The organism is Mesotoga sp. UBA5557, from assembly GCF_002425715.1.
Lineage (GTDB): Bacteria > Thermotogota > Thermotogae > Petrotogales > Kosmotogaceae > Mesotoga.
In genome coordinates, this window is record NZ_DIMV01000080.1 from 1 (window position 1) to 10427 (window position 10427).

The following is a 10427-nucleotide window of genomic DNA, read 5'->3' on the forward strand; positions in this document are numbered from 1 at the left end:
AAGATTAAGTGATAAACTCAAGCGAAGGTTTTCCAAAGCAAGCTTGGGCAGTACTAATGAGTTGCTTTCTTGACGGAACACTACTAGTCAAATATCTTGGATATTGACTTAAGATATAGTTCCATTATCTCGTCATCATCCAGGTCTTTGGCTCCGATCCGAATGACTTCGTAGCCGCTGGCTTTGAGTATTAGTTCTTGCCTTCTGTCAAGGTCTATTTTCCCTTGCCCTTTGCCCTTATGATAAGTGTAGCCATCGATGTAGATAAGGAGCTTTTTATCAGGATATGCAAAATCTGCGATGGTCGTCATATTTGAGATGGTTACCTGGTATTGAAGATGAGGATCTGGAAGCCCGAACTCCCTAACAATGTTAAGGAACTTCGCCTCGGCCGGCGACTCTAGGTTCCCATCAGAAGTCTTCTCTCGCCTGGTGCCGGGTATTTTCACCACTGTAGTAGCCCCTGCAGTTTGTAAGAAGTCAAGTACTTCGATTGCTTTCTTCCTTTTGAGAACTGAATGGAAGGGTTGATTCCAGAAGCTCAGCAGGCACCTGTAACAGGCAGTCTTGCAATCGCAGGAATCAAGAAGTGTCCTTGCGGTCTTCATTACACTTTCTCTGTACTGGAACAACACCTCAATGTACCCCGAGCCACCCGGTACTGTTTCGAAGAAAGTAACGTGGTAGTTCTCTTCATGCCCGTTTATGAAGCTATCAATTTCACTGGTGCTGATATCCAGGTCAATAGATGCCCCCACCTTCATCGATTCCATATAGTTGGCTGCCTCTTCGAAGCTTTTGAAAGGGCCCACAACCATTACATCAGACACGAATTCTGCGTGAATGCCTCTCCTATACTCGTTGAGTCTTTCTCCTTGAATATGTTTGTTATGGACGGTTTCCAAATGTCTCTTGAAGTGATCTTTCCCACTAGGAGTATTCTCTTCTATCACCCCACATTCGGGACAAATATAGAAACCGTAGCCATAGTTAGTTATATCGCGTTTCGAACCAACGTTTATGAGGACAACTACGTCTTTTCTCCTGAAAGAAGTAATCATTCCGTCAGACTTGGCAGTAAATCCTCCCAGGTGATTTCCCTTAACGATTCCTCTTATGTCGTAGCCCATAATGACTCTACGATTCTCACTATCCCCGGGCCTACCTTCGAGAGTCAACTTGGGGTCCGTGAGATGTATTGAATCAAGCTTCAACTGAGCTGGGTTGTCGAAAGAAGGTTCATCGGGTTTTTCAGGCATTATGCAGTCTTCGACTATGATGAATCTCTGCCTAAAGCCCGCCTTTGTGTCAGCGTTGTAGAAGTTGTACCGTGTCGGTCGGTACTTTTTCCCTACCGCGTAAAGCCTGGAAAGCGGGGCAAATTCCCTTAGAGCGATATTGTAGTTTCTGTCTATTTCAACGAAACCTTCGTTGTCCAGGCAGCGGGCAGTAACGTGGCCTTTTGCAAGTGAATAACCGGGAAAAAACCCATACTTGATCAGCACGGAGATCGTGTAGAAATCACTGACTGAGTTCTCACCGCCTTGTGGATGCATAAAGGCATTCAAGTGCTTTGTAATTGAACTGAGTTCTCTCGAAGTAGAGCCACGTCTAAACAACTCGGCCCTTTCGTTTATCAGGAAAATGAGATCGTCGCGTATGTGAAGAAATATCTTATCAAGCTGTTCCGGAGAACCGTTTATTAGAAAGTCTTCCAGTTCTCCCTCCACCGACTCCCTTAACGTCTTCAAAGCTTCAGGTGGCCAGTACTTGAAGAAACGCTCTAACTCTTCTCTGAGAAGCTCGTAATGTCTGTTTATCAGTTCTTCCAGGGGTTTGGAGAAACCAAATAGGTTCTTAAGCGTTTCAGCTGCATTATCCGCAAACAGGTCTATCCCGTTGAAGAAGGCGTTTATGTAATTAGGAAGATAGGCCTCCATCAATGCTTTGTCTTCTATATTCGTAACGCTGTGAAGTTTCGTCGTGATTGCCGAATGACAGTGTTTAGCAATTAGCGGAATATTCGCCATAGAGAAGGCTGGGACCTTTATCTTTCCTGTAATCATCTCTTCCGGTCTTGAAAAGAAGTACAGATCGTGGGAGCTTCGCCCGCAGTATGCAGTAACAACGGCTATCCTGTGTCGCCTTCCGGCCCTTCCAGCTCGTTGATCGTAGTTTGCCGGTGTGGGCGGAGCATTTCTCAAAAGAACCATATCCAGTTTCCCTATATCCACTCCCAGTTCAAGTGTAGGAGTTGCCACAATGCAGTTTACCGTTCCATTCTCATCTTTGAATTCCTTCTCGATTCTCTCCCTTTCGGGTCTGCGAACCTGGCCGGAATGTTCAAAGGCCCTCAGACTTCTTATCTCTCTGTTTGATAAGTGTCTCTTGACGTTATAATCGTCCGTATCGACTGATACATCAGTTAATTGACCATCACAGTTGTGCCTGAGGCAAACCAGGCCGGGCGTCTTTCTGAAGGTTCTCGTACCACACTTTTTGCACTCGTAAAGATGAGGGAGATTATCGTCTTCTGTCTTAGGTGCCTTACGGAAGTGAACCGCTTCACTGTTTATGGCGAAATGTGAGTTCTCGCGTTCGACTAGGACCCTTTCATCCACCAAAAAGCGCCACAGCTCCTGGAGGAAATCATCTGCGAGATCCTTCTTTTCCGGAAATGCCTTCTTTATAAACCTCTGATAATATGAAGTCCCACTGTTTGAAATCCACCATTTGAGATTGCTCTTGCTATTGTAGGTAGGGGCATTCAGGATGTAAACTTCGGGGCCAAACCACTTACTAAGGTTTATATAACCGCTAGCAACTCGGGGATCCCGGTTTGTTATTCCGAGAAGCGTATGGCTTATACCTGTGTTGACTCTCATATGGTCTAGAAGATTTTCAATTATTGCCAGTATTTCTTCTACAGGGGCTCCGAATTCTTCTGCCCAGTGTTTCACGAATTCCTTGCTGCTAACTACATTCCCGTAAGTAAGCTTAACAAGCCCAAGGTTCTCAAGGCTTCCACGTCTATAGCGGGGCATAAAGAAATCTTCTAGAAGAAACCATTCTACAGAATCTTTGAAGTAATTAGGCCTCATTGCATTTTCAACTTCAAAGTCTCTGTATTCACCCTTCTCACGAATGCGTTCAGCTATTTCTCCAGCCAGTTCATCGCTTGTGTATGCTCGGCCCTCTTCTAGAACAGCGTAGAGATAGTCTCTGAGCCTAAACCGTTTCGACCTCTGATTTATGAAGGCTGCCTGGAAGGCGGCCTCCTGCCGGTTGTCCGTGAATACGAGAAGCTTTGCCGCATCTTTGGAAACAGAATTTAGCATATTCTGAGCGAGAATGAGAATGTCTAAAGCTTCATTTGACACAGAGGGCATTAGGTTCGAGGATCTATCCTCCTCATCATCTTTCCCGAGCGAAACACCACAGGAGAGGCATCTGAGCCGTGCTGCAATTGGAACCTTCTTCATTTGAATAAGTTTGTCTGAACCACAAAGAGTATTCATACATTTCTGCACAGGTGCTTCGTGGACGGTCCCGCATTTCTCACAGACCCATACATTTTGACTGAGGTAGGCCTGTTCGTCCCCGGTAATTACATCTGTAAGGAGAACCATCCGGCTTTCTTCAGGCTCATCCCCCATACCAACGGGTGTGTAGAAAGTGACTCCTTCAGCCTGGTTAGCAGATGCCGAGGGAATGACAAAGTAATGCTGGCCACATCTAGCACAACCGTAAAGGCTGAAATAGTAGTGATCCTGAAGCTCATCTATATCGTTCAGTATTATCTGTCTCTGGCCATCTACAAATGCAACCTTCAGGTTTTGAATGCCCCTTACGAAGAAGTGGATCTTCGGGCGGAGTAAAGGTTCGTTGTCTTCTTTTACTATGAGCCCGGCAAGTAGATAGGAGTATATCTCCGCCGCGAGAGAATCATTGCCAGCATCTTTCCTCCCAGCTAACTCTCTGATTCTCTCAACAGCCTTTTCCAGAAGCGTGGGCTTGCTGAAAAGCTCCTGCAATTCGCTTATGATAACGTTCTTCTTCAATATCGTGTAAGCGTTGTCTTTGTTTATGGTCTTGTAAGTCAACTGTGTCAGCAGTTTGTAGAATTCCGGCCCCGGTTCTCCATCTTCAGGAATCTGAGAAACCTCATATACCATCTCCTTTAGAATCTCTCCCGGATCCCTTGAAAACAGCGGAACGTATTCATCCGGTTCTCTTTCGAGCTCTATGTAAGACTCGGTCCCAAGCCTAATATCGTCTTGTTCAACACCAAAGAGTCTTGAACCGAAGCGTTTTACTACCGTTTCAGGTTCTTCGTCACGAGAGGCAACCGTCGCAGAGGTGCCAATGAAGGTGATGTTTTCCGGATGCGGAACAACGAGCTTCAGTCTTCTCAGGAGACAGGCCACTTCCGAGCCAAGTTCTCCGACATAACTATGCACTTCGTCCATAACGATGAACTGCAAATCGGAGTCTCTGAAAATATCTAGATCCTTGTTTCGAAGAAGCAAATGCTCAAGCTGAGAGTAGTTTGTGAGCATTATCTGGGGAGAGTTTTCACGGATCTCTTCTCGACAGAGCCGCTCTTCCCAGGGCGCCAGTGTACCCTTTATGACCTCTTCGAGCTGCTCTTCCGTAAACCTCACCATATTTGCGGGTCTCCGGATATTCGAAGGAAGGGTTTCAGGAGTATCTCCGGTGTATCTTGCAAACGTCACGCCGGTTCCTGCAAGCATCATTCTGAGTCGTCTTAGCTGATCATTAACCAGGGCGTTCATAGGGTAAATAAGGAGCGCCAGCAGTTTCTTCTCCTGTTGTTTCTTCGCACGATCGATTATTGGCAGGAGGAAGGACTCGGTCTTTCCGGAGCCGGTACCTGTTGAGACTATGGTGTGATGTTTGTTTACAATGCTCTCGGCCGCTTCTTCCTGATGCTTATGTAAGTTTTCGTATGTGAATACTGTATTCAATACCGGATCAAGGTTGAGTGCTTCCGTGAACTCTTTTATGCTTTTGCCTTTTACGAAAGGGCGATTTAGGTAGATGTATGGTCCATTAACCAGGCGAGACCCTCTTAGAAGATCATAGGCTATTAGATCCTTGAGTTGGTTCTCCAAGCCTTCATCTGCGATATTCAGTGTGCTTATAAGAAAATCTGTAAAGCTCTCGAAGGTCTCTTTACTGAAGACGACAGGGTTAATGGACATAGGATCACCTCAATATTATTCTGTATTCTTGATCAGATTCCTTAATGAAACAAGAACCTCATCAATACAGATGTCCTCCTTGAAAGAGTTTCGGTCTATATTCTTCGAAGTACTTCAGGGCAAGGTCTCTGGATAAGTAAGTCCCATACTCTTTTTCCTGTTCTCTTTTCTCTATCGGGAATGTTGTGAATATATACTTCAGGTCCTCGCAATTAATACCATAAAGATGCGCAGCTATCGCATCGAGCTGTGCCATATAGTCAAGTCTCTCTTTCTCATTCCACGGTCTGGGTTCTATCTCGTAACCCATATCCTTCACAAAAGGCTCCATATCGTATGAATAGTTCACACACTTCACAAGCCGTCGGATAACGGAATCTTCAATGCAAGTGTCTCCAGCATCCAGTCCGGGGAGTTCTTTGAACTTTGAAGGGTCGGGCACCGGCAGCTGATAGAGGATAAAGAAAGTCATATGTGTTCCCTGGGCCTTTTGTCTAACTGAATAGTCGATTACGTGATTAAGGGGAACAAATGGAAATGGCTTTTCTTGTGCTCTTAATATTGGAGCCGTATGCCCAAACCCTACCTTTGGCATCATCGATGAAATGAAGGTTCTATTATCAGAAGAGCGCGCAATATCTCTAAACGCAACCACCCATTCTCTCTCCCACTGCTTGGCATCATAAAAAGCCTTACAATCGCTCTCCTTAACAAAATACCTTGTCCTAGGGAAGAACCGCGGATCGGATTTCTCCTCGGCAGTGCAATTTGTACCATTTCCGTCATCTGCTATGTGGTTGTAACGACTATCGAGAATGTAGAAGGTCTTGCCCTCACACAGTGGAACATATCTTTCTCCCTCTTTCTCGTAGTAGATCCAGTTCTTCTTGTAACCTCTCCCTATAAGCTCTTGCTCTCTGGCAAATTTATCTGAGTCAAGGGACATATCAAATTGCCGGTAGACGCTTATACCGTAAGGGTTATCCGTCTTACCGTCTTCGTACTCCCTCAGAAGAATCTTGCTGTTTCTATATATCTTAAGCACAAGGTCCATATCTCTCTGCGAACTGAACACCGGAGCAGTTCCGGTGTTTGGATTGACCAAGAGCAGGTCTTCAGCTGATAGCTTCAAGAAGCTTTTTGTATAGAGCTGATCGGGGTCTCGCAAGACAAAGAGCATCTTCGACTGTTCCGTGTACCCGAATACTATAAGACTAAATCTCATTCTGGAGTCTATGTTTTTGAAAATGCTACCGTTAACAAAATCAGCTAATGATGAAAGCAATTTATTCTCGACAACATACTTGAAGAAGATACTGTTTCCCTTGTCTGTCGCAATTCCTGTTGGAACTATCACGCCCGATCTTCCCTCTTCTTTGCGCATCTTCAAGAAAAGCTCGGCGAAGAGCTGGTAAGTGTTTAGTTCGCCTTTGCCTGTCAAACTGTATAGAGTTCTATTAGACACGTAATTGCCTGTGGACGAGTATTGCTCCAACTCCTTCATATACGATCTGAACAGCTCTGGGTTACTTGTCTCTAATCCTGCTATAAGTGCCCGTCTTTCATTCGTCTTCTTGCTGGAATAAACTTCAAGGTCCTTTCCTGCGAAATACTCTCTTTCCTTAAGCTTCAACACTTCCCAAGGCGGGTTACCAATGACCGCATCGAAACCCCCAGCCTCGAAGACATCCGGGAATTCAAGTTTCCAGTGGAAGAAACGTTGTTCTTCACTTATCCTTTCTGTCCAGTTAATGTGTTCGGAGACTTCCATAAAGACCGATCTGTTATCCTGGTTTTTGTCTATTCCCTGGTAGAGATCCTGAAGCTCTCCGGTTGTCAACGGAAGGACTCCGTCAATTTCATTTGCGAACCATTGAGCTACCCACACATTAGTCTTAAGCTTCTCTATTTCGTAATCTCTGTTCCTAAGGAACTGCTCTTTGTAAACCTGTTCCTTGGCAAAATAATCTTCCGTTTCTCTACCGGCGACATCTATCTGGTGTGAGACTTTTGCGAGCTCACTCGTTATTCTCGCAAACTCATTGTCCGGAGAGCCTGTAAGAGAGAACATACTACTCTGATGCTTCGCCTGGCTTTCCTTCTTAGAAGGTTTGTATTTTGCGTTTGTCTTTTTCAGTTCATTCAGTCTAGTTTTCCATTCTTTACTGGCGTTCCCCGAAGCCTTGTACACCTCCGGGTGAATAACGCTTGTATCCTCCCAGCCGTGAAAGACCCCCACAAGGGAGTTGCCACACTTCAGCTTATGATCGAGGAATGTAAATGGCTTATCTTTGGAGAAGGTATTAAGCCAGAGAGACATCTTCGCGAGCTCTACGGCCGTTGGGTTTATGTCCACCCCGTATATACAGTGTTCAACAACGTTCCTTCGTGCGAGGATCTCTCTGTCAGAATCTGGAATCTCAGTATTTTTGCCCTCTATTTCCCAGGCCTTCAAGAGCTTCTCCGCGACGAAATTCGTTGCCTGTACGAGAAAGGCTCCCGAACCCATAGCAGGATCGACTATCTTCATTGAAAGAATCTCGGAAGAGCTCTTCACCCTGTCTTTCTCTTCATCCATACACAGCGGTCCAAGCGTCTCCTTAACTAGATACGTTGTCAGCTGCTTTGGAGTGTAGTAACTCCCGCTAGACTTTCTGGCACCGGAGGATGACATATAATAGGAACCCTCCGGTATGAGCCTTTCATCTTCCGGGGCTAGTATCACCCCATATTTGGCTACCCTTGCCTGTATCGAATCATCTGTAGGATCAGTGAACGAATCCGGAATGTTGCTTATCCTTGAATCGACCTCTTTCAGCAGCGCCTTTATCTCTTTTGGTGTGCGTTTTTCCAGCTCACTAAGAGGAAGGACGAACTTCTCGTTTGCCGTGACTACAAGAGGTTCACTTGCCCGGGAAACGGTGTATCCCAGGAGGCCTTCATACACGTATCCTATCTGTTCGACGTCTATCGCAGCATAACTTAGCCTAAGGCCTTTCATATACAGGAGATCGTGGAGAATATCCCTTACGCCTCTGTTGTTCAGTTTAATTCTCTTGAGCAGAGGAAGAATCTCGTCGGGCGAGAATAGGGCGCCACCGTGAGCAGTTATCTTCAGCTCCTGGTGATCTGAGCCGTAATAGATAAGGTTGAACAACGCAAGTATCCTGTACCAGGCATCATATCTGTAGGAAGCAACAGAGTTGAAGTCCGTCTCTCCGAGGAAGCTCCTCTCAGACTCGAGCGAATTGGCTAAATGGATTAGGCCGTAATTGTCATCGTACTCGGGGAATCCGTGAGGAAGCAGAGAATTCTCTTCGGCATAAAGTATGAAGACTAACCTCATAACGACCTTTATCACTGCTTCGTATATCTTGTCCGGCTCGACGTCTATTGCACTCTGATTTGTATAATCGAGAATCCTGTTAATGACCAGATAAACCTGATCGGCCAGAGCGTCAGTAACCTCAGCCTGCTTCTCGTGGCTTTCTTTGACTATGTTGTAAAGACCTTTCTTCTTGCTTGGAAGGAGGGTCTCTGCGTTCAGAAGATTTCTGAAGGCCTCGAAGGTTGATTCTTCTTCAAGCCAGTCACTTTGCTTCCAGGATATGTATGCTGCCGAAAGGCCTTCCTCAACGAAAAACAGTCTGAACTCATAACCGTTAGTGAGAAGCCCCAGAGGGCAGCCTGAAAGTCTAAGCAACGTCTCGAATTTTATGTGTTCACTCGCCCGCCAGGTTCCGCTACCAACAGGCTTTCTCTTGTCAAGCTCATTGTATTTGTCCAGTGTCTTTATTATGAAGACCGGTGTTTTTCTATCGTCAGATAGGAGAACAAAGTCGGAAGTGAGTTGCTCATCGTGATCACTTTCCTTGACTGAGAAAGCCGAGGCATCTCTTCCGAATTTCCAGTTGTTTGGATCGTGAGCAAGAATGTCGAAAAGGAGGCCCTTAACCAGATCATTAACAGAGAAGCTTTCGCTGTTGAAGCGGTCAATAAACCTCCGAAGTCTGAAGAGTTCGTCCCTGCTGATACCCTCTGTCTTCTCAAAGTGATCGCGATAAATGACTTCAGAGACCAGCAGACCCGACATCTTCAGAACGCCAAACCAGTCGAACTTGGTCTTAATTGTTGTGCTCATCTGATCATCTCCTCGGGAATGAGGAAGCAGAGGGCGACTACATTGACCAGGGGATCGCCTTTGAGTGTGTATTTCTCTTCTATCTTCTTTGGAATCCCCTCAAGCTGGGATTTAAGATATTCCTGTCTGTTCTTCAGAAGACGGATGTCTTCGGAATACTGCATCTGATCTTCGAACATCGTTCCTTCGTATCTACTTAGCTTGATTATCGTCTTGTCTATCTCTTTCGCTCGTTCCTTTATCATTTCCAGAAGTGTCGCCTTCTCGGTTGAGGTCACTTCTTTCAATTCTCTGTTGAGTCTGTCTTTCCAGTTACGTTTGAACTTCTCAATATTATCCTGTATTGCTTTCTCATTCAGCTTCATTACCTTTTTCAGGTCGGGGACGAGCGAGGAAGCCCTCTGGTTAAATACTGCAAGAGAATCGAGATGATGGAGGCTTGAGGTATCCGAAACCGGGAGGAACTCCCCCTGCTCGAACCTTCCGCCAATGATATCCACTTCTTCAACAAGTGGTTGTGAGAGCTTGTTGATCGCAAGAGCCCTAACATACAGAAGCACGTGAGGAACATCCATCTTCCCTGAAGGAACTACCTTGCAGGTTACCTTGTTCAGTTTTTGGTTTGTGCCTTCAATCCCCCTTGACCATATGTTCGCTCGGAAGTACGTTATGGCCTTCTTCACAAGTGGATGGTTGGGATGAAGGTGCTGGGCCTTCGCTCCAGTTGGCGGTACGAAGGATAAGAGTCTTGTTCTACCGTCCTGGAGGATGTATTTTTGAAGCTCTTTCCAGCCCTCAGGCAGTCTCTCTATCTTGTATAGATTTCCTTCTACAGGCTTAACACCTGAGGGAACACCGTTCAATTTGATAGCGCTATCTAGCAGCTCTCTCACTGTGTCCGGGGTAAGATTGAGTTTCTCTCTCGATTCGGCTATCTTCTGGCCGAGGTTCGCGGCCTCACTCCTGACGTCCAACAGGTCTCTTGTCAAATCATCTCTCATCGCGTCCAGTAGTCTTTCGTCCATCTTCTCAATCCCGAGCATCTGCTTCTGAATCTTATC

The 10427-nt window shown here is 45.8% G+C and carries 3 protein-coding genes; all 3 read right to left on the reverse strand.

The window, feature by feature from the left end; genetic code table 11:
* Positions 1-83: 83 nt before the first annotated feature.
* Positions 84-5225 carry a DEAD/DEAH box helicase gene (locus B3157_RS10980; RefSeq protein ID WP_292590507.1) on the reverse strand — a complete coding sequence of 1714 codons (5142 nt, stop codon included), beginning with the start codon at positions 5223-5225 and terminating at the stop codon, positions 84-86.
* A gap of 61 nt (positions 5226-5286) precedes the next feature.
* Positions 5287-9366, reverse strand: a complete 4080-nt coding sequence (locus tag B3157_RS10985; RefSeq protein WP_292590508.1) for an Eco57I restriction-modification methylase domain-containing protein — start codon at positions 9364-9366, stop codon at positions 5287-5289.
* A partial coding sequence (locus B3157_RS10990) for a hypothetical protein (protein WP_292590510.1) occupies positions 9363-10427 on the reverse strand: 1065 nt, incomplete at its 5' end. The genes B3157_RS10985 and B3157_RS10990, both read right to left, overlap by 4 nt.